The sequence below is a fragment of the Sphingopyxis sp. OPL5 genome, from assembly GCF_003797775.2.
GTDB lineage: Bacteria > Pseudomonadota > Alphaproteobacteria > Sphingomonadales > Sphingomonadaceae > Sphingopyxis.
This window is the reverse complement of sequence record NZ_CP060725.1, coordinates 3980017-3998105: the sequence shown is the minus strand read 5'-3', so window position 1 is coordinate 3998105 and position 18089 is coordinate 3980017. Positions and strand designations below refer to the sequence as shown.

At 64.7% G+C, this 18089-nt stretch carries 19 protein-coding genes and 1 tRNA gene; 11 read left to right on the top strand and 9 right to left on the bottom strand.

Features of this window, described 5'->3' with window-relative positions; translation table 11 throughout:
- The first annotated feature begins 58 nt into the window (after positions 1–58).
- Genes leuB through EEB18_RS19240 form a run of 4 tightly spaced genes read left to right on the top strand, consistent with a single transcriptional unit; the run spans position 59 to position 3526 of the window.
- A complete protein-coding gene (gene leuB / locus EEB18_RS19255) occupies positions 59–1105 on the top strand; it encodes a 3-isopropylmalate dehydrogenase (protein WP_187141432.1) in 1047 nt (348 codons plus the stop codon).
- Positions 1106–1110: 5 nt separating this feature from the next.
- On the top strand, positions 1111–2316 hold the full coding sequence (locus EEB18_RS19250) for a trans-sulfuration enzyme family protein (RefSeq protein ID WP_187141431.1): 1206 nt from the start codon (positions 1111–1113) through the stop codon (positions 2314–2316).
- Between the two features lie 20 nt (positions 2317–2336).
- Positions 2337–2738: a Co2+/Mg2+ efflux protein ApaG gene (apaG, locus tag EEB18_RS19245; protein ID WP_187141451.1), complete on the top strand. Its 402-nt coding sequence runs from the start codon at positions 2337–2339 to the stop codon at positions 2736–2738.
- A complete protein-coding gene (locus EEB18_RS19240; protein WP_056351805.1) occupies positions 2735–3526 on the top strand; it encodes a LysR family transcriptional regulator in 792 nt (263 codons plus the stop codon). The genes apaG and EEB18_RS19240 overlap by 4 nt, the downstream gene beginning before the upstream one ends.
- 3 nt (positions 3527–3529) lie before the next feature.
- Here EEB18_RS19240 and EEB18_RS19235 read toward each other — a convergent pair whose 3' ends face one another.
- From EEB18_RS19235 to parE, 4 genes are all read right to left on the bottom strand, one after another.
- Positions 3530–4834 (bottom strand): serine hydrolase, encoded by a 1305-nt coding sequence (locus EEB18_RS19235; protein WP_187141430.1) that lies wholly within the window; start codon positions 4832–4834, stop codon positions 3530–3532.
- Positions 4831–5418 carry a hypothetical protein gene (locus EEB18_RS19230; RefSeq protein WP_187141429.1) on the bottom strand — a complete coding sequence of 196 codons (588 nt, stop codon included), beginning with the start codon at positions 5416–5418 and terminating at the stop codon, positions 4831–4833. The genes EEB18_RS19235 and EEB18_RS19230 overlap by 4 nt, the downstream gene beginning before the upstream one ends.
- Complete coding sequence (locus EEB18_RS19225) at positions 5415–5897, bottom strand: RNA polymerase sigma factor (RefSeq protein ID WP_222943117.1); 483 nt, start codon at positions 5895–5897, stop codon at positions 5415–5417. Before EEB18_RS19225 ends, EEB18_RS19230 begins: the two co-directional genes overlap by 4 nt.
- 122 nt (positions 5898–6019) lie before the next feature.
- Positions 6020–7999, bottom strand: coding sequence for a DNA topoisomerase IV subunit B (gene parE, locus EEB18_RS19220; RefSeq protein ID WP_056351787.1), 1980 nt, complete (start codon positions 7997–7999; stop codon positions 6020–6022).
- 168 nt (positions 8000–8167) lie between these two features.
- Between parE and EEB18_RS19215 the strand changes: the two genes are divergently transcribed.
- Positions 8168–9004 (top strand): outer membrane protein, encoded by an 837-nt coding sequence (locus EEB18_RS19215; RefSeq protein WP_056351783.1) that lies wholly within the window; start codon positions 8168–8170, stop codon positions 9002–9004.
- A gap of 63 nt (positions 9005–9067) precedes the next feature.
- Here EEB18_RS19215 and EEB18_RS19210 read toward each other — a convergent pair whose 3' ends face one another.
- Both EEB18_RS19210 and EEB18_RS19205 read right to left on the bottom strand, forming a co-directional pair.
- Positions 9068–9469, bottom strand: coding sequence for a PaaI family thioesterase (locus EEB18_RS19210; protein WP_187141427.1), 402 nt, complete (start codon positions 9467–9469; stop codon positions 9068–9070).
- 10 nt (positions 9470–9479) lie between these two features.
- Positions 9480–10172 carry a GcrA family cell cycle regulator gene (locus EEB18_RS19205; RefSeq protein ID WP_056351777.1) on the bottom strand — a complete coding sequence of 231 codons (693 nt, stop codon included), beginning with the start codon at positions 10170–10172 and terminating at the stop codon, positions 9480–9482.
- A 111-nt stretch (positions 10173–10283) separates the two neighbouring features.
- On the opposite strand from EEB18_RS19205, the gene EEB18_RS19200 reads away from it, so the two are divergent.
- The gene (locus tag EEB18_RS19200; protein WP_187141426.1) at positions 10284–11168 is read left to right on the top strand and encodes an ABC transporter permease; all 885 of its coding nucleotides are present in this window, start codon (positions 10284–10286) and stop codon (positions 11166–11168) included.
- A gap of 9 nt (positions 11169–11177) precedes the next feature.
- Here the strand turns inward: EEB18_RS19200 and hspQ are convergent, their stop codons facing one another.
- Complete coding sequence (gene hspQ / locus EEB18_RS19195) at positions 11178–11561, bottom strand: heat shock protein HspQ (RefSeq protein WP_082545292.1); 384 nt, start codon at positions 11559–11561, stop codon at positions 11178–11180.
- A gap of 180 nt (positions 11562–11741) precedes the next feature.
- Here hspQ and EEB18_RS19190 point away from each other — a divergent pair, with 180 nt between their 5' ends.
- The gene (locus EEB18_RS19190) at positions 11742–12389 is read left to right on the top strand and encodes a Yip1 family protein (RefSeq protein ID WP_187141425.1); all 648 of its coding nucleotides are present in this window, start codon (positions 11742–11744) and stop codon (positions 12387–12389) included.
- A gap of 69 nt (positions 12390–12458) precedes the next feature.
- Here the strand turns inward: EEB18_RS19190 and EEB18_RS19185 are convergent.
- Positions 12459–12548 (bottom strand) — tRNA-Ser (locus tag EEB18_RS19185).
- A gap of 341 nt (positions 12549–12889) precedes the next feature.
- Here EEB18_RS19185 and EEB18_RS19180 point away from each other — a divergent pair.
- From EEB18_RS19180 to EEB18_RS19165, 4 genes are all read left to right on the top strand, one after another.
- Positions 12890–13858, top strand: coding sequence for a hypothetical protein (locus EEB18_RS19180; RefSeq protein ID WP_187141424.1), 969 nt, complete (start codon positions 12890–12892; stop codon positions 13856–13858).
- A gap of 59 nt (positions 13859–13917) precedes the next feature.
- The gene (locus EEB18_RS19175) at positions 13918–14865 is read left to right on the top strand and encodes a NosD domain-containing protein (protein WP_056351761.1); all 948 of its coding nucleotides are present in this window, start codon (positions 13918–13920) and stop codon (positions 14863–14865) included.
- 175 nt (positions 14866–15040) lie between these two features.
- Positions 15041–16012, top strand: coding sequence for a right-handed parallel beta-helix repeat-containing protein (locus tag EEB18_RS19170; RefSeq protein ID WP_187141423.1), 972 nt, complete (start codon positions 15041–15043; stop codon positions 16010–16012).
- 58 nt (positions 16013–16070) lie between these two features.
- Positions 16071–17036, top strand: coding sequence for a right-handed parallel beta-helix repeat-containing protein (locus EEB18_RS19165; protein WP_262408253.1), 966 nt, complete (start codon positions 16071–16073; stop codon positions 17034–17036).
- 50 nt (positions 17037–17086) lie between these two features.
- Here EEB18_RS19165 and virB11 read toward each other — a convergent pair whose 3' ends face one another.
- On the bottom strand, positions 17087–18088 hold the full coding sequence (gene virB11, locus EEB18_RS19160) for a P-type DNA transfer ATPase VirB11 (RefSeq protein WP_187141421.1): 1002 nt from the start codon (positions 18086–18088) through the stop codon (positions 17087–17089).
- Position 18089 lies beyond the last annotated feature (1 nt).

Sequence of the window (18089 nt, the reverse complement as noted above, 5' to 3'; positions counted from 1 at the left end):
GGTTGCGTCGCGCGCGCTCGCTGCCTAAGCGGCTCGCGAGACACGAAAGGGCGACGCATTGAATATCCTGCTGCTGGCTGGCGATGGTATCGGTCCGGAAATCATGGCGGAGGCCGAGAAGGTGCTCGCCGCGCTCGCGCTTCCGGTGACGCTCGACCGCGCGCTCGTCGGTGGTGCCGCCTATGAAGCGACCGGCCATCCGCTGCCGGCGGAAACGCTGGCCAAGGCGAAGGCCAGCGACGCGATCCTGTTCGGGGCGGTCGGCGACCCGCGCTTCGATAGCGTCGAGCGCCATCTGCGGCCCGAGCAGGCGATTTTGGGGCTGCGCTCCGAACTCGGGCTGTTCGCCAATCTGCGGCCCGCGAAGCTGTTCGCGGGGCTGGAAGACAGTTCGGCGCTGCGTCCCGAGGTCGCCGCGGCGATCGACCTGCTGATCGTGCGCGAGCTCAACGGCGACGTCTATTTCGGCGAGAAGGGCACCCGCACCACCGCCAGCGGCGAGCGTGAAGGCTATGACATCATGTCGTACAGCGAGAGCGAAGTGCGGCGCATCGCGCATGTCGCGTTCCGCGCGACGCAGGGACGCCAGAAGCGGCTCTGCTCGGTCGACAAGGCCAATGTGCTCGAAACCTCGCAGCTGTGGCGCGATGTCGTGATCGAGGTGGCGGCGGAATACCCCGATGTGACGCTGAGCCATATGTATGTCGACAATGCCGCGATGCAGCTGGTGCGCAATCCCGGGCAGTTCGACGTCGTCGTCACCGGCAATCTGTTCGGCGACATCTTGTCGGACCAGGCATCGATGTGCGTCGGGTCGATCGGGCTGCTCGCCTCGGCCTCGCTGAGCGAAGGCAAGCAGGGGCTGTACGAGCCGATCCACGGCAGCGCCCCCGACATTGCCGGCAAGGGCATAGCCAACCCGCTGGCAATGATATTGTCGCTGGCGATGCTGCTGCGCCATTCGGGCGGCGACGAGGCCAGCGCGGCGCGGATCGAGGCAGCGGTGGGACAAGTGCTGGCGGACGGCTGCCGCGGCGCCGACCTGGGCGGCAATATGACCACGGTGGCGCTGGGTGACGCGGTCGTGGCGGTTTTGAACGGATAAGGCAGATGAAAAAGACAACGGGTTTCGATCGCGACACGACGCGCAACTGGCATCCCGCGACGCAAGCGGTGCGCGGCGGCACCTGGCGCAGCGAGCATGGCGAGACGTCGGAGGCGCTGTTCCTGACCTCGGGCTATACCTATGACAGCGCCGAGGAAGTGGCGGCGCGCTTTGCCGGCGAAGCGCAGGGCATGACCTATTCGCGGCTGCAGAACCCGACGGTTGCGATGCTAGAGGAGCGGATCGCGCTGATGGAAGGCGCCGAGGCGTGCCGGACGCAGGCGACCGGCATGGCGGCGATGACCACGGCACTGCTGTGCCAGCTGTCGGCGGGCGACCATATCGTCGCGGCGAAGGCGGCGTTCGGGTCGTGCCGCTGGCTGATCGACCATCTCTGTCCGCGCTTCGGCATCGAGACGACGGTGATCGACGGGCGCGACAATGACGCCTGGGAAAAGGCGATCAAGCCGAACACCAAGGTCTTTTTCTTTGAGACGCCCGCCAATCCGACGATGGACATCGTCGACATGAAGCATGTCTGCGCCGTCGCGAAAGCGCACGGGATCACCAGCGTCGTCGACAATGCGTTCGCGACCGCGGTGCTGCAGCGCCCGATGGATTTCGGCGCCGATGTTGTCGCCTATTCGGCGACCAAGCTGATGGAAGGGCAGGGCCGTGTGCTCGCCGGCGCGGTGTGCGGGACCGAGAAGTTCATCAACGAGGTGCTGCTGCCGTTCCAGCGCAACACCGGGCCGAACCTGTCGCCGTTCAACGCCTGGGTGGTGCTGAAGGGGCTCGAAACGCTCGACCTGCGCGCGCGGCGCCAGTCCGAAAATGCGCTGGCGGTCGGCAAGTCGATCGAAAAGCGGGTGACCAGGATGTTGCACCCCGGACTGGCGAGCCATCCGCAGCATAATCTGGCGATGAGCCAGATGGACGCGTGCGGGCCGATCTTCTCGTTCGTCCTCGAAGGCCGCGAACAGGCGATGGGATTTCTCAACGCGCTGGAACTGGTCGATATTTCGAACAATATCGGCGATTCGCGCAGCCTGTGCTGCCATCCCGCCTCGACCACCCATTATGGCGTCAGCGCCGAGGCGCGCGCCGATATGGGCGTCGTCGAAGGCATGTTGCGGATCAATATCGGGCTGGAGGATCCGCGCGACCTGATCGCCGATCTGGACCAGGCATTGACCAAGGTCGGGCTTTAGGCGATTTTGACGGCGTGACGATGATCGACTCCTTCTTTCCCTATGCGGAAACGACCGGCGCGGTGACGGTGCGGGTGGCGGTCAGCTATCTGCCCGAACAGTCGCACCCGTCGCTGGGGCGCTGGTTCTGGGCCTATCATGTCCGCATCGAAAACCATGGGGACACCGCCGTGCAACTGATCAACCGCCATTGGCGCATCGTCGACGGGCGCGGACAGGTCAGCGAGGTCGAGGGCGAAGGCGTGGTCGGCGAGCAGCCGATCATCCAGCCGGGCGGTGCGTTCGACTATGTTTCGGGATGCCCGTTGCCGACCCCGGAGGGATCGATGATCGGCAGTTACGACATGGAGGGCGCCGACGGCGGACATATGCTGATCGCGATCCCCCAATTCGCCCTGAAGATGCCTGCGACCGCCCCATGAAACGCACCCATTTGCCGCTCAACGCGCTGCGCGTATTCGATGCAGCGGCCCGCCACCTGAGCTTCACCCGCGCCGCCGACGAGCTGGCGGTGACCCCCGCCGCAGTCGGCCAGCAGATTCGCGCGCTCGAGGATATGCTGGGCGTGGTGCTGTTCCGCCGCACGCCCAAGGGGCTGGAACTGACCGGCGAAGCCGATGCCGGACTAGACGCGCTGCGCCAGGGGTTCCTGCAGTTCGAGGAATCGGTGCGCGCGATGCAGGCGGGGCAATCGTCGCAGTCGCTGACGATCGCCGCGCCGCGGGACCTGACCGCCAAATGGCTGGCACCGCGGCTCGCGCGTTACAGCCAGCAGGCGCCCGATGTGCGCTTTACCCTGGTGTCGGCGGACGGCGGGATCGATTTCACCGAAGCCAACCTCGACCTCGCGATCTTCTGGAGCGACGGCACGGGCGATCATGAGGGCGTCGCGCTGGCCGAGGCGATGATGGTGACTGTCGCTGGGCCGGGCAGCGCGAGCGACACGCGGATCGCCTGGCCGGGTTGCCCGGTCGACGACGGCGAACCCGCGCTGCGGCTGGGCGATGCGGGGCTGGCGATCGACGCCGCCGCCAACGGGCTGGGACAGGCGAACGTCCCCGCGATGCTCGCCGAGGCCGATATCGCCTCGGGCCGGGTGCGGCTGGTGCGCGAGGCCTTTGCCGTGAAGCGCGGTTACTGGCTGGTCGCGCCGACGCCGCAGTGGCGGCAGGCGAAGGTCAAGGCGCTGGTCGCGGCGCTGACGGCCTGACGGTTATTTGGCGGCGAGCGCGAGCAGCCGCGTGACCAGCCCGGCGATCGTTTCGGTCGAGACCGCCGCGTCGGGGTTGTTCCAGCTCATCGTGACGACGACCCATTTGCCGTCGGCCTCGCGCTGGCCGAGCAGGCTCATCGACAGCACACCAAGCTCGGAGCCGCCCTTGTAGCCGAGATAGGACCAGCCCTTCGCCGCGCCGGGGCCGACGCCGTTGTTGATCGCCATCGCTGCCATCGTCGTATCCGACTGGCGCGCGCGCAGGTCGATGAAGGCGCGGGCGATGTCGGTGGGGCTGGCGAACCATTCGAGGCTGTGGATGAAGCGCGGGCCGCCGCTGAAGCTGACGCCATCGACGTTGGCGAGGGTCAGCCGGTCCTTGTTCGTTTCGATGAGTTTGCGCTGCGCCTTGTCGTCGGCGGCGACGAAGGCGGTGCGTTCGGCGGCGAAATTGTCGCCCTTGAGCGCGAAGGCCTCGACCGTGGTCAGGAAGGGGATGTTACGCGACGGGTCGCTGTGGCCGGTGCCGCGCATCCGCGCCTCGATCCTCTCGCGGCCGAGCAGGTGGATCAGCGTGTCGGTGGCGCCATTGTCGCTGACCGAGATCATCCAGTTGGCGAGCGTCTGGAGCGTCACCGGGGTGTCTTTCGGCCAGTTGCCGGTCGCGCTCGACGAAAAGCTGAAGTGCGACAGCGGCACGACGTCGGACCATTTGCGCTGGCCGGCGGCGACCTGGGCCGCCAGTTCGTCGAGAATGTAGAGCTTGAAGGTCGAGCCGATCGCGAATTGCCGGTCGGGCTGCGTGGCGGCGATGGGCCTGATCGTCGCGCCGTCGAGTTCGGCGACGAGGAAGCCGGTGGCGCCGGGGAGCGCGGCGATCTCGCTTGTTACACGGTCGAAACTGTCGCCCGCCATGGTGAAGCCGGTGATCCGCAGCCCGGTGACGCGGGCGCCCTCGCCGGCGCCGACTTCGAGCGCGATCGTGCCGACGCCCTTTTCGAAGCGGAGCATCACCGTTCCGGCGCGGCCATTGGCCGATGTGGCGCTGTCGACGGCTACCGGGGGGCCATATTGGGCGATCAGGCTGGCGGTGATCGCCTGGAACTGCGCCTCGGGCACTGCGGTCTGGAAGGACGGGTCGAAATAGTCGGCATAGGCGATGCGCCCTGCGAGCAGGTCGACGAGCTGCGCAGCGTGCTTGTCAAAGGCGATGGCGGCGGCGGCCGTTTCGGGCGGCTGGGCATAAGACACGGCCGACGGGGCGATCAGCGTCGCAGCGAGCAGGGCGGTCAGCATGGGCTTCATTCGGAGTCTCCTGGCGTGGCCGCGCGGTCGATCCGGTCGATCCGGGCGCGGAGCATGGCGGCGGCGCGGTGGTTGAGCAACCAGATGCCGGCAAAAAGCAGCAGCGGAAGCACGAGGAACAGCGTGAGGCCGAGCGCATCGGTCCGGCCGAGCAATATCGCCTCGCCTGCCATGAAGGTCAGCAGGCCGGGAAGCAGCGGCGCGAGATACCAAAGGCCAACCCGCGCGAGCATATGTTCCTCGCGGACCAGCCGGGCGCGGTAGAAGGCCCGAACGTCGGCCGCCTCGGCGTCCGGGTCGGGGCGCGAGGTGCGGCGCGCCAGTTGCCAGACGACGACCAGCACGCCGGCGATGACCAGCAGGCTGCCGATCTTGAGCAGCGCGCCGGGCAGGATGATGGCGTAGAGCGAGAAGCCCGCGAGCACGATCGCGGCGGCGATATATTCGCGGCGGTTGCGGCGCCGGACGATATCGCCGAACCGCGCCGCACGGCGCTTGATCTCGTCGAGCGGCAGCGGGGCGAGGGCGGCGTCGCCGCCCTGCCAAAGCCCGTGCAGGCGGGCGTCGTCGGAAAAATCGGTCATACGGCACCTCCTGGCGCGAAGCGGCGCGTGAGCATGGTTTTGAAGCGGTGGATCTTGGTCGTCACGGAGTCTGGCGAAACGCCGGTCACCTCGCCAATCTCCGCGCTTGCTATCCCCTCGAGATAGAGCAGCAATATCTGGCGGTCGGGCGGGTCGAGGCGGTCGATGATCGACAGGATCAGCGCCATCGCCCGATCACTTTCCGTCGCGTCGAAAGGGGAGGGGGCGTCGGTCGCGAGGTCGACATCCTCGATGCTCATCCAGCCGCGGGCGTTGCGGCGGCGGTGTGCCAGCATGTGCGAGGTCGCACGATTGTGCGCGACGCGCCAGACCCAGGTGCTCAGCGAACAGCGCCCGTCGAAATTGGCGAAGCTTCGCCACAGTGCGACCTGCATATCCTGTTCGAGATCGCGGCGCAGGTCGGGGTCGGCTTCATAGCCGCGCGCCATGCGGGCGAGCGCCGGGCCGAAGCGCGCCATCGCATCCGTAAAGAGCCTGTCCCGTCCGGATTGGTCCACGCCGATCTCCCGTCTTTCGTGTCGCATGGTCTTTTAGTCGGCCGCGACGGAAATTTCTGACGGGAGGGGTGAAATTTATTTCGTCAGGCGTCGATCGCCGCCTCGTCGAGGGTCGCGGCATTGGCCTGGATGAACTGGAAGCGGTGCTCGGGATGCTTGCCCATCAGCCGGTCGACGAGGTCTTTGACCAGATGGCGTTCCTCATATTCCTGCGGCAGCGTGACGCGCAGCATCGAGCGGGTCGCGGGATCCATCGTCGTTTCTTTCAACTGGTTGGGGTTCATTTCTCCCAAGCCCTTGAAGCGGCCGACGTCGACCTTCTTGCCCTTGAACTGCGTTGCTTCGAGTTCGGCGCGGTGCGCGTCGTCGCGGGCATAGGCGGTCACATTGCCCGCGGTCAGGCGATAGAGCGGCGGCTGCGCCAGATAGACATGGCCGTTGCGCACGATGTCGGGCATTTCCTGAAAGAAGAAGGTCATCAGCAAGGTCGCGATATGCGCGCCGTCGACGTCGGCGTCGGTCATGATGACGATCTTTTCGTAGCGCAGCCGGTCGGAATCGCAGTCCTTGCGCATCCCGCAGCCGAGCGCGAGCGCAAGGTCGGCGATTTCGGTGTTGGCGCGGATCTTGTCGTTGCTGGCGCTCGCGACATTGAGGATCTTGCCGCGGATCGGCAGGATCGCCTGCGTCTTGCGGTTGCGCGCCTGTTTGGCGCTGCCGCCCGCGCTGTCGCCCTCGACGATGAACAATTCGGTGCCTTCGGGACCGTCATTGGCGCAGTCGGTAAGCTTGCCCGGCAGGCGGAGCTTGCGGCCGCTGGTCGCGGTCTTGCGTTTCACTTCGCGCTCGGCCTTGCGCTTCAGGCGCTCGTCCATGCGTTCGAGGATGAGGCCCAGCAGCGCGCGGCCCCGGTCCATATTGTCCGACAGGAAATGGTCGAAATGGTCGCGCACCGCATTTTCGGTGAGGCGCGCCGCTTCGGGACTCGACAGCCGGTCCTTGGTCTGGCTCTGGAACTGCGGATCGCGGATGAAGACCGAGAGCATCATCTCGCCGCCATTGAAGACGTCCTCGGCGGTGATCTGCGCCGCCTTCTTCTGCCCGATCAACTCGCCGAAACCGCGGAGCCCCTTGGTCAGCGCCGAGCGCAGCCCGGCTTCGTGGGTGCCGCCGGCGGGGGTCGGGATGGTGTTGCAATACCAGCTGTACGACCCGTCGGACCACAAAGGCCAGGCGATCGCCCATTCGGCGCGGCCCTGATCGCCCGGAAAGTCCTGGCGTCCGATAAAAGGCTCGGCGGTCGCGCATTCGCGGGTACCGATCTGTTCCTTCAGATGGTCGGCGAGGCCGCCGGGGAACTGGAACACCGCTTCGGCGGGGGTGTCGTCGCCGATCAGTTCGGGGGCGCATTTCCAGCGGATTTCCACCCCGGCAAACAGATAGGCTTTCGAGCGCGCCATGCGATAGAGGCGCTGCGGCTTGAAACGCCCGTGGTCGCCGAAGATTTCAGGATCGGGGATGAACGATACGCTGGTGCCGCGCCGGTTGGGGGTGGGGCCGAGTTCTTCGAGTCCGCCCTGCGGCGCACCCCGTGAAAAACGCTGGCGGTACAGCAATTTGTTGCGCGCGACCTCGATCACCGTGTCGGCCGACAGCGCGTTGACGACGCTGACCCCGACGCCGTGCAGGCCGCCCGAGGTCGCATAGGCCTTGCCCTCGAACTTGCCGCCCGAATGGAGCATGGTCATGATGACCTCGAGCGCCGACTTGCCGGGGAATTTGGGGTGCGGATCGACGGGCATGCCGCGGCCGTTGTCGACCACGGTCAGGCGATTGCCCGCGTCGAGCGTGACTTCGATGCGGTTGGCATGGCCGGCGACCGCCTCGTCCATGCTGTTGTCGATCACTTCGGCGGCGAGATGGTGGAGCGCGCGTTCGTCGGTGCCGCCAATGTACATGCCGGGGCGGCGGCGCACGGGTTCGAGCCCTTCGAGCACCTCGATCTGCGAGGCGTTGTAGCTGTCGGTGGCGGGCGTGTTGCCGTCGAACAAATCGTGACTCATGGCCCTGCTATAGGAGGGCGCGAAGGGCGCTGGCAAGGGCGGTTGTCGCGCCGTTCGGCCATCGCCCGGCGCACTCGCTTCGTCCGATTTTCGGCAGCATGAGGAACTTCGGGGGGAAGGGGAAGGTTTCTCCGTCGACGCAAAGTCATTCAAAAAGCGGAGCAAAAAATGAAAACCCTCTCTCTCCTCGCCGCCACGGCGGCCGTGGCCGCAATGGCGACCCCGGCGTTCGCTCAAAGCGGTCGCGACACCTCGCAGGATTTCAACGGTCCCTATGTCGGCGTCACCGGCGGTTATACCGTTCAGCCGAACGATGGTCGCGAAACCTTCGTCTTCGACACCAACCAGGACGGCACCTATGGCGAAAATGTCAATACGTCGGGCGGCGCCAACGCCTTTTCGCCCGGATTCTGCGGCGGCTCGCCGACCGGCACGGCAAACGGCAATTGCCGGAACGACAAGGACGGTTTCGAATATTTCGGCAAGCTTGGTTATGACCGGCGCATGGGCAATATCGTGATCGGTGCGGTCCTCGAAGGTGGACGTAGCGAAGCCAAGGACAGCGTGTCGGGCTTCTCGACGACCCCCGCTGCCTATCGCTTCTCGCGCTCGGCCGACTACCAGGCCAATGCGCGGCTGCGTGCCGGCTATACCCCCGGCGGCGGCGTGCTGTTCTATGCGACCGGCGGCGGCGCCTATGCCAAGCTCGACAATCGCTTTTCGACGACGAACAGCGTGAACAGCTTCGCCGACAACGGCCGCACCAACGGCTGGGGCTATGTCGCGGGCGGCGGTGCCGAGGCGATGCTGACCAAGAATGTCTCGCTCGGCCTCGAATATCTCTACACCGACATCCAGGACGATGATTTTGTCGTCAATGTCGGGCCGGGAACCGCGGCGGCGACCAATCCGTTCCTGCAGAACGGTCCGGGTACCGACATCAAGCGCAGCGACGACCATTTCCGGACGCATAGCGTGCGTGCGAGTTTGAACTTCCGCTTCTAAACGGTTGGTACCCGCGGAAGATTTAAAGGAAGGCGCCGGACCTGCGACAGGTTCGGCGCCTTTTTACGATCGGGCGCCAGGCGCCGGAAAAATCGCGAAGCTGCCGTTGGCGCTGCTGACCAGACGCTCGTCCTGGTAGAGGCGCGCTTCGATGTTGGCGATGCGCTTGCCGCGGTGGAGTACCGCAGCCTCGCAGGTCAGCCTGCCTTCGCCGACCCGAACATGATAGTTGAACTTGATCTCGAGCGTCGCACACCAATAATCGTCGGGCAGGAGGCTGGTCAGCGCTCCGCCCATCGCCGAATCCGCGAGACTATAGGCGACGCCGCCGTGCGCCGCGCGTTGCGGGCTGAAATGCTGCTTTGCATTGATGTCGATCGCCATCGTGCAGCGCCCGTCGCCGCGCTCGATCATTTTCATGCCGAGCGCGCGCGCGAAATCGAAATCCTGCTCGAACGGCCTCAACGGACGCCCCTCAACGGACCCGGGGGCCTCCGAACGGCGGCGGCGGCGGCGGGCGGCGGGTGCCGCGCGGCAGCTGCGCCTGATAGGCGCGGCCGCAATGCTCGACGCAATAGGGGAAGCCCGGGTTCACGGCGACGCCGCAGAAATGGAAGTCGGGTTCGCCCGGGTGCCCCATCGGCCAGCGGCAGATGCGGTCGTTGAGGTCGAGCAACGTGGTCTTGCCGGCGATCTCGGGGCTCGGCTTCGCGGGCACCAGACGGCGCGGCGGCGCGGGCGGAATCGGCGCCTGCTGGTCGCCGGGACCCTGGCGGATGAAGCCGCCGGGGCCAATCGAGACGATACGCGGTGCGTCGGGCTTGCGCGGTGCGGCGTCGACGCCGCTTTCGTCATCCGACTCCGTTTGGGGGGCGGGCTGCGGTTCGGGGCGCACGGGCGCGACCGGGCGCACGGGAGCCGGCGCCGCGGCGCGCGGCGCGGGCGGCGGTGCCGCAGGCTTGGGAGCCACCGGTGCGGCGACCTTTGCCGGCTTTGCCTTTTCGGTCGCCTTCACCGGCGAGGGGCGCGATTTCAGGCCCAGGCGATGCGCCTTGCCGATCACCGCGTTGCGGCTGACTCCGCCGAGTTCGTCGGCGATCTGGCTGGCGGTCAGCCCCTTTTCCCACATGTTGCGCAGGCTCTCGATGCGCTCGTCGGTCCAAGACATTCTTCAAATCCTTATCATTCCGCCGTGCGGGCGGTCCGGCGGTCCCCTGCGGAACGCGGCCGTCGTTGCCCAGCTTGCGGGAAAGTCGGGGAGGCGATAGGCGAGAACGCCATGAACGACCAGCCCCAAATTTCGCGCCCCGACTCGGGCACCATGTCGGGAGAATTCGCCGCGACCCCGCGCTTTGCGGAGCCGGGCGTCCCGCATATCCGGACGCTCAACGTGCCCGGCATGCAGGCCCTATATGTCAAAGAGGTGCGGCGCTTTTTCAAGGTGCAGCTGCAAACAATCTGGGCGCCGGCGATCACCACGCTTCTTTTTCTGGTGATATTCACCGTCGCGCTGGGCGGGGCGGGGCGCACCGTCATCGGCGTGCCCTTCGCCGATTTCGTCGCGCCGGGGCTGATCATGATGGCGATGCTGCAGAACAGCTTTGCCAATAGCTCCTTTTCTCTGCTCGTCGGCAAGATCCAGGGGACGATCGTCGACTATCTGATGCCGCCGCTCGCCGTCGGCGAATTGATCATCGCGCTGATCGGCGCGGCGGTGACGCGGGCGATCCTGGTCGGATGCGCGCTGTGGCTCGCGATGCTGCTGTGGCCGAACGTCCATGTCGTGCCCGACCATTTGTGGGCGGTCGCGGTGTTCGGCGTGCTGGGGGCTTCGATGCTCGGTTTCCTCGGCCTGATCACTTCGGTGTGGGCCGAGAAGTTCGACCATGCCGCCGCGGTGACCAATTTTGTCGTCACCCCGCTCGCGCTGCTCTCGGGCACTTTCTATGCGATCGACCGGCTGGCGCCGGCCTTCCAGTCCGTGGCGCATGCGAACCCGGTCTATTATGCGATCATGGGGTTCCGCTACGGGTTCATCGGCACCGTCGATTCGACGATCACGAACCCGGTGCTGACCGCGATTCTCGTGCTCGTCGGGGTCAATGTCGCGCTGGGCGTTGTGACCTATCGCCTGCTGGCGTCGGGCTGGAAGCTGAAGGCGTAACCGCCTGCCTCAGTGGCGGTGGATCGCGCGGAGGCGATAGCCGCCCTGGTCGAGCCATTCGAACATCGCGTCGATCTGCGGATGGTCGACCGGACCATGCTCGCCGTCGGCGACGAGATTCTGCTGGCTGACATAGGCGATATAGGACGAATCCTCGTTTTCGGCGAGCAGGTGGTAGAAGGGCTGCTCCTTCGCCGGGCGCATGCCCTCGGGAATCGCGTCATACCATTCGTCGCTGTTCGAAAAGACGGGGTCGATGTCGAAGACGACGCCGCGGAAATCGAACAGGCGGTGACGCACGATATCGCCCGGCGCGAAGCGCGCGCGCTCGATCAGCGGGGCGACGACGGCCTTCGGGGCGCTGGCAGGGAATTCCATGGGAGATTCGGACATCATCGCCTCTATCTATGGCTATTCCCTCTTGTTTCAAGCCCGTTACACTTGGCCTGCCGAATCCCGGCTGTGACGACGGTTACAGAGGCGTCGGCAAGTTGAGCTACTGTGCTCCCGGGACGCGTACCCGGATCCGCTCGGGTTTCGGGGCCGTCCCTGGCAACCAGGGAAAGGCATAGCATGAACGAAACACCTTTTGGCGAACCCATCCCCCCCGGCACGCCGGCCGCGGGAATCGTCCAGCGTGCCAAGGACATCATCCTGAAGCCGAGCGAGACCTGGGCCGCGATCGACACCGAGCCGGCGACCACCCAGTCGATCTATATGCCCTATGTGCTGGTCCTCGCTGCGATCGGTCCGGTCGCGCAGTTCATCGGCGGACAGGTGTTCGGCATCGGCATTTTGGGCATGACCTTTCGCCCGCCGCTCGTCGGCGCGCTGGTGTCGTCCATCCTGTCCTATGGCATGACGCTTGCGACCACGTTCGTGCTGGCGCTGATCATCGACGGGCTGGCGCCCAATTTCGGCGGCCAGAAGAACCAGATCCAGGCGTTGAAGGTTGCGGCTTATTCGGCCACGGCCGCCTGGCTCGCCGGAATCTTCGGCATTGTGCCGTCGCTGGCGGTCCTGGGGATCGTGGGGCTTTACAGCCTGTATCTGCTCTATCTGGGCCTGCCGATCCTGATGAAGGTGCCGCAGGATAAGGCGGTCGGCTATACGGTCGTCGTGGTGATCGCCGCGATCGCGCTGTTCCTGGTGGTCGGGCTGGTCGTCGGGCTGATCGCCGCGCCGCTCATCGCCCCGACGATCGTCGCACCAACGCTCTGAAGCCCCGCGGCCGCTCCGAAGATCCTTCGAAGCGGCCCGCGGCCTCACCGTTGGTCGATAACGGGAAAATGGAGGAGAGTGAGGGATTCGAACCCTCGGTACCGTTGCCGGCACTTCGCATTTCGAGTGCGACGCTTTCGACCACTCAGCCAACTCTCCTCGCTGAGGCAGACGCCCCTAGCGACGGCGCGATGATGTTGCAACCCCCCTGCGGCACGCAAAGCGTGCCTCGGCGACAAGAGTCCGCGAAAAGAGCGAGATAGCGCGTCCCCGTCCGTTTTCGCTCGCATGGTTAAGCGCTTGCTAGCCATGTCCGATCCTGTCATGTTCGCGCCGGGGAGACCGCCGCTTCACCGAAGCCGGCGAATCTTCGTGCGCGATCGGGAAGGGGCGGCACGAAAGGCACCGCTTTTCCGGATCGATCGCAGCATTTGGGTGGGACTTGTTCGGATCGCGCGGCCTTGGGCCGACAGGCGACCGGGCGATCATTGGGGGTGTTTATGACCAGATATACTATACGCGCGCTGTGGGCGGCGTTTGCGGTGCTGTTGGCCATTCCGCTGGCGACGCCGGCCTCGGCACAGGCGACGCGGACCTGGGTTTCGGGCGTCGGCGACGACGTCAATCCGTGCAGCCGGACCGCGCCGTGTCGCACTTTCGCAGGCTCGATTTCGAAGACCGCAGCGGGCGGTGAGATCAATTGCCTCGACCCCGCCAGCTTTGGCACGGTGACGATCACCAAGTCGATCAAGCTGCTCTGCGACAATGTCGATGCGACGATCATCGCCAGCGGTACCAATGGCATCACGATCGCCGCCGGCGCGTCCGACAATGTCGTGATCAGCGGCATCAACATCGATGGGATCAACACGGGAACCAACGGCGTGCGCATCAATAGCGCGGCCAATGTGCACCTGCGCAATATGACGATTCGCGGTTTCCGTGGCGCGACGAGCTATGGCGTCACCTTCACGCCGACCACCGCCACGACCTCGCTGGTCATCGACAATGTCACGCTGGTCAAGAACGGCGTCGGCAACGGGTCGGGCGGCATCCTGGTGCAGCCGGGGAACAATGTCGCCGCGAAGGTCGCGATCAACAATCTCCAGGCCAGCGACATCGCCGGCACGGCGGTGCGTTTCGACACGACCGGTTTCACCGGCGTGACGGTGAAGGCCACGCTGACGAACAGCGTGTTCACCGACTCGGCCAGCGCGATCTTCGCGAAGGTTCCGACCGGCAATGTCGTCGATGCGGTGATCAGCAAGAATGTGATCAGCGGCGGCCAGAACGGCATCGTCGCGCAGGACGTCGGCGCAAGCCTTTATGCCAGCGGTAACCTGATTTCGCAGAACAGCGCCTTTGGCGTGCGTTCGGTCAGCGGCGGTGCGATGGTCAGCCTCGGCGACAATGAGGTGATCAACAACGGCAACAACGGCGCGTTCACCGCGACCGTCGGCAAGCAATAATCTCCGGCGCGCCGCCCCCGGGGGTGGTGCGCTTTGGGTACAGATTTGGGGAAACGATCATGAGACATTCCATCAAAGCGCTGATTTACGCGTCCGCCGCGGTTGCCGGCACGATGGCCTTTGCCGCACCGGCATCGGCGCAGGCCACGAAGACCTGGATTTCGGGGGTCGGTGACGACGCCAATCCGTGCAGCCGCACCGCGCCGTGCAAGACCTTTGCCGGGGCGATTTCGAAGACCGCCGCCAGCGGCGAGATCAGCTGCCTTGATCCGGGCGGCTTTGGCGCGGTGACGATCACCAAGGCGATCACCATCGAATGCGACACGACGACCGCCGCCATCCTGGTTTCCGCCGGCAACGGCATCAACGTCAATGCGGGTGTGAGCGACATTGTCATCATCAGCGGCATCGATTTCGAAGGGTTCGGCCAGGGCGGACGCGCGGTGAACATCCTCCAGGCTGGCGGGGTGGTTGTGCGCAATTCGACCGTTCGCGGGTTCCGTGGGGGCGCCACCGGCAATGCGATCAATTTCGCCCCGGCCAATGCGGGAAGCTCGTTGACAGTCGAGAATGTGACGATGACGGCCAATAATGGCGGAATCGTCGTGGTTCCCGCGAACGGCGGCCTTGCGACGGTTTCGGTGAACAATGTCCGGATCACCGGCAACACCGATTCGGGCGTGTTCATCCAGCCGGTCAACGCAGGCACCACGGTCAAGGCGACGGTGTCCAACAGCCTGCTCGCCGATACCGGCACTGCGCTTGCAGCAACGACGTCGGGCAATTCGATCCAGTTGCTGGTCAAGGACAATGTCATCACCGGCAACAGCAATGGCGTGGTGGTTGCCGGCAGCAGCCTGTCGTCGCAGCTCGTCGGCAACCGCATCGCGGGCAACGGAATCGCCATCGCGGCCGCGAGCGGCGCCAATCTGCAATCCTATGGCGACAATGTCATCGTCGCCAACACGACGAACGGCAGTTTCACTGGCTCGGTCGTGAAGCAGTAACGGCGCGATCGGCAGAAAATCGGGGCGTCCGGCGAAAGCCGGGCGCCCTTTTTCGTGTGCGTCAGACATCGCGGGATTGTTGCGATCAGTTTTTCGCTCTCGATTGCAGGGCATTAACCCCGCGTTGTCCGGTTATGGCTACGATCGTGGTCGGCGACGGCTCGAGGGGAAGAACATGCCGGAATATTTTATGCGGGCATCGCTCACCGCGTGCGCATCGCTGTTGGCGTTGCCGTTCGCGACGCCGGCAGCGGCGCAGGTAACGCGGACATGGGTGTCGGGAGTTGGCGATGACGTCAACCCTTGCAGCCGCGCTGCGCCGTGCAAGACTTTTGCCGGGGCGGTTTCCAAGACTGCATGGGGCGGCGAGATCAACTGTCTCGACGGGGGCGGCTTTGGTGCGGTGACCATCACCAAAAGCATCGCAATCATATGTGACGACACATTCAATGGTGTGCTGGTGACGGGGGCGAATGCGATCACCGTGAACGCGGCCGACTATGATGTCGTTTTCTTAAGCGGCTTTGACTTTGAGGGTTTTGGAACGGGGGTCAACGCCGTTCGGTTCTTGGGCGGTGGCGGGCTGCTCATCCGCAATTCGACGATCCGCAACTTTCGCGGAACCAATGGATTCGGGATCAATTTCACACCAACCTTACCCGCCGCCCGGTTGGTGCTCGACGATGTTACCATTGTCGGCAACGGCGCGTCGAGCGGCGTGACGGGAGGGGTAATGATCCAGCCGGCAGTGAATGCCTCCGCCTCCTTCACCATTGTCAACAGCCGGGTGACCGACAATAATCGGGGCGGTATTCGCGTCGATGCTTCCGCTGACGGCGCGAGCGTCAAGGGGATGATTTCAAGCAGTGTCGTCTCTGGCAACCAGATTGGCCTTTATGTTCGGTCGGTAACTGGCGGCGGTAACGCAAATGTTGCGCTGATCGATACGGTCGTCAACGGCAACAGCAGCAGCGGCGTGCTGTCCGAGAGCGGTGCCGCCACAGTCAGCGCCAGTCGAAGCACGATCACTGACAATGGCAACGGTGTTCGGACGATGACGGGAGGAAACATCGTTAGCTTTGGCGACAACGTCGTGGCCGGTAACAACAATAATGGCGTTTTTACTGTCGTGGTACCAAAACAGTGAGAAGGTCCGCGTCGATCCACAATGAGCAACAGGCAGGTTTTCCGGGGGCGATGGCGTGATGCGATATTTGAGCCACATAGTGATGGCGTCTGCACTTGCAGCGGCCATGGGCTTTGCGGTGCCCGCATCGGCTCAGGCGACGCGCACCTGGGTGTCCGGAGTTGGAGACGATCTCAATCCTTGCAGCCGCACGGCGCCCTGCCAAACCTTTGCGGGTGCCATCGTCAAAACGGCGTCCGGGGGAGAGATCAACTGCCTCGATGCCGGGCTGTACGGCATGGTGACGATCACCAAGTCGATCTCGATCATTTGCGAAGGTCAGACTGGTAAGATACAGCCAGAGCTAACATACGAAAATCGCTTTGGCGCGATAGTCGTGGAAGCTGGCCCAGATGATAAGGTATTTCTCAGCGGGCTTGATATCCGCGGAGGAAACTGGGCCGGTCAAGGCGGGATAGCGTTCCTATCGGGCAAGGAGCTTCATGTCCGAAATTCAACCTTCCACAATCTGGGCAGTTGCGCGATCGGAGTCAGCGACGCTGGTTCGGTTCTTCTGGAAAATATAACTTCGAGCGCCAATTTTTGCGGTTTGGGTCTTCATAGAAGCTCCGCGGGGACGTTGAACTTTACGGCCAGAAATATCCGTATAACGGATAGCTTGCGGTCAGGAATTACCGTCGGCACGTCTTCGTCCACGGCGTCGGTGAAAGGCGTGGTGTCGGAGAGTCTGATTGCCACAACGACTGACGACAGCTGGGGCTTTGATAACCACGGAATAACGGCAAATGCGTCGAGCGGACAGATACATCTGACGATCGAAAACAGCATCATCAAGGACCAAAAGGTCGGAGCGATCGATGCGCGGGGGGCCGGTGCCATCCTCGGCGTGAGGGGCAGCGTTATCGCGCACAACATGCTCGGCGTTTCCTCGCAAGGCGGTGCCAGGGTGTCGAGCTACGGCGACAATATTCTGCTCGATAATGTGTCAAACGGCAGTTTCACCAATAGCGCTACCAAGAAATAGCTAGCGTCGGACGCTCAACGGATCGCCAATCGTGGGAAGCCTTCCGGCGGTCAGACGTCGCGCAGTTTGACTTCCGCGATATGGCGCTTGCCGCCGCTGCGCCCGAGCTGGACGAAGACATCGACGGTCGAGCGCACATAATGATGAACGTCGGCGCGGTCGAGGCGGCTGCCCGATTGCAGGACGAGCAGCGTGAGCTGTTCGATGGCGCGTTCGGGGCTGTCGGCGTGGATCGTCGTCATCGAGCCGGGATGGCCGCTGTTGACCGCGCGCAGGAACGAGAAGGCCTCGACGCCGCGCAGTTCGCCGAGGATGATGCGGTCGGGGCGCAGGCGCAGCGAGGCGCTAAGCAGGTCCTCCGCGGTCGTATGCGTCTCACCGAGCGCGCTGCGGGCGGCGAGCAGGCCGACGGCGTTGGGATGGTGGATGGTGATTTCGGGCGTGTCCTCGATCAGGATCAGCCGTTCGCTTGTCGACACTTCGCGCAGCAGGGCGTTGAGAAAAGTCGTCTTGCCCGACGATGTGCCGCCCGAGATCAGGACATTCTTGCGGTTCTGCACCGCGGCGCGGAGCAGTGCGGGAATGTCGCCGGCGTCGAGCAGGTCGTGCAATTTGCGGTCGAGGTCGCTGGCCTCGCCAAGGCGCCCCGCCCTGGTCGCGGCAAAGGCGCCGCTGTCGGCATAGTCCTCGAGCCGAAGGTCGGGTGAGACATGTTTGCGGATCGCCAGCACCATGCCGCCACGCGTCGCCGGCGGTGCGACGATCTGGACGCGCGCGCCGTCGGGCATCGTGGCGGACAGCAGCGGATGCTCGCGGTTGATCCCCTGATGCGACAGCGCCGCGATCTGGCGTGCGAGCCGTTCGAGCACCTGTTCGGTCAGCGCCGGGATGTCGTGGGTTTCGATCCTGCCGGTCAGCGTTTCCGCCCAGGCCTCGCCCGGGCGATTGACGTAGATGTCGGTGACGTCATCGCGGCCGAGCAGGGGCGCGAGCGGCGCGAGGTAGCTGCGAAAATAGACGCGGTCGTCCGGCAGGGCCGCGACATTGCTCATC

What these genes read in the sequence shown, in the direction of transcription:
- EEB18_RS19240 (WP_056351805.1), top strand. Translation starts at nt 2,735, where the DNA reads ATGAAACGCACCCATTTGCCGCTCAACGCGCTGCGCGTATTCGATGCA.
- EEB18_RS19180 (WP_187141424.1), top strand. Translation starts at nt 12,890, where the DNA reads ATGACCAGATATACTATACGCGCGCTGTGGGCGGCGTTTGCGGTGCTG.
- EEB18_RS19235 (WP_187141430.1), bottom strand. Translation starts at nt 4,834, where the DNA reads ATGAAGCCCATGCTGACCGCCCTGCTCGCTGCGACGCTGATCGCCCCG.
- EEB18_RS19200 (WP_187141426.1), top strand. Translation starts at nt 10,284, where the DNA reads ATGAACGACCAGCCCCAAATTTCGCGCCCCGACTCGGGCACCATGTCG.
- EEB18_RS19250 (WP_187141431.1), top strand. Translation starts at nt 1,111, where the DNA reads ATGAAAAAGACAACGGGTTTCGATCGCGACACGACGCGCAACTGGCAT.
- apaG (WP_187141451.1), top strand. Translation starts at nt 2,337, where the DNA reads ATGATCGACTCCTTCTTTCCCTATGCGGAAACGACCGGCGCGGTGACG.
- EEB18_RS19170 (WP_187141423.1), top strand. Translation starts at nt 15,041, where the DNA reads ATGCCGGAATATTTTATGCGGGCATCGCTCACCGCGTGCGCATCGCTG.
- hspQ (WP_082545292.1), bottom strand. Translation starts at nt 11,561, where the DNA reads ATGTCCGAATCTCCCATGGAATTCCCTGCCAGCGCCCCGAAGGCCGTC.
- EEB18_RS19165 (WP_262408253.1), top strand. Translation starts at nt 16,071, where the DNA reads ATGCGATATTTGAGCCACATAGTGATGGCGTCTGCACTTGCAGCGGCC.
- EEB18_RS19190 (WP_187141425.1), top strand. Translation starts at nt 11,742, where the DNA reads ATGAACGAAACACCTTTTGGCGAACCCATCCCCCCCGGCACGCCGGCC.
- virB11 (WP_187141421.1), bottom strand. Translation starts at nt 18,088, where the DNA reads ATGAGCAATGTCGCGGCCCTGCCGGACGACCGCGTCTATTTTCGCAGC.
- EEB18_RS19175 (WP_056351761.1), top strand. Translation starts at nt 13,918, where the DNA reads ATGAGACATTCCATCAAAGCGCTGATTTACGCGTCCGCCGCGGTTGCC.
- EEB18_RS19225 (WP_222943117.1), bottom strand. Translation starts at nt 5,897, where the DNA reads ATGGCGCGCTTCGGCCCGGCGCTCGCCCGCATGGCGCGCGGCTATGAA.
- EEB18_RS19205 (WP_056351777.1), bottom strand. Translation starts at nt 10,172, where the DNA reads ATGTCTTGGACCGACGAGCGCATCGAGAGCCTGCGCAACATGTGGGAA.
- EEB18_RS19215 (WP_056351783.1), top strand. Translation starts at nt 8,168, where the DNA reads ATGAAAACCCTCTCTCTCCTCGCCGCCACGGCGGCCGTGGCCGCAATG.
- EEB18_RS19230 (WP_187141429.1), bottom strand. Translation starts at nt 5,418, where the DNA reads ATGACCGATTTTTCCGACGACGCCCGCCTGCACGGGCTTTGGCAGGGC.
- parE (WP_056351787.1), bottom strand. Translation starts at nt 7,999, where the DNA reads ATGAGTCACGATTTGTTCGACGGCAACACGCCCGCCACCGACAGCTAC.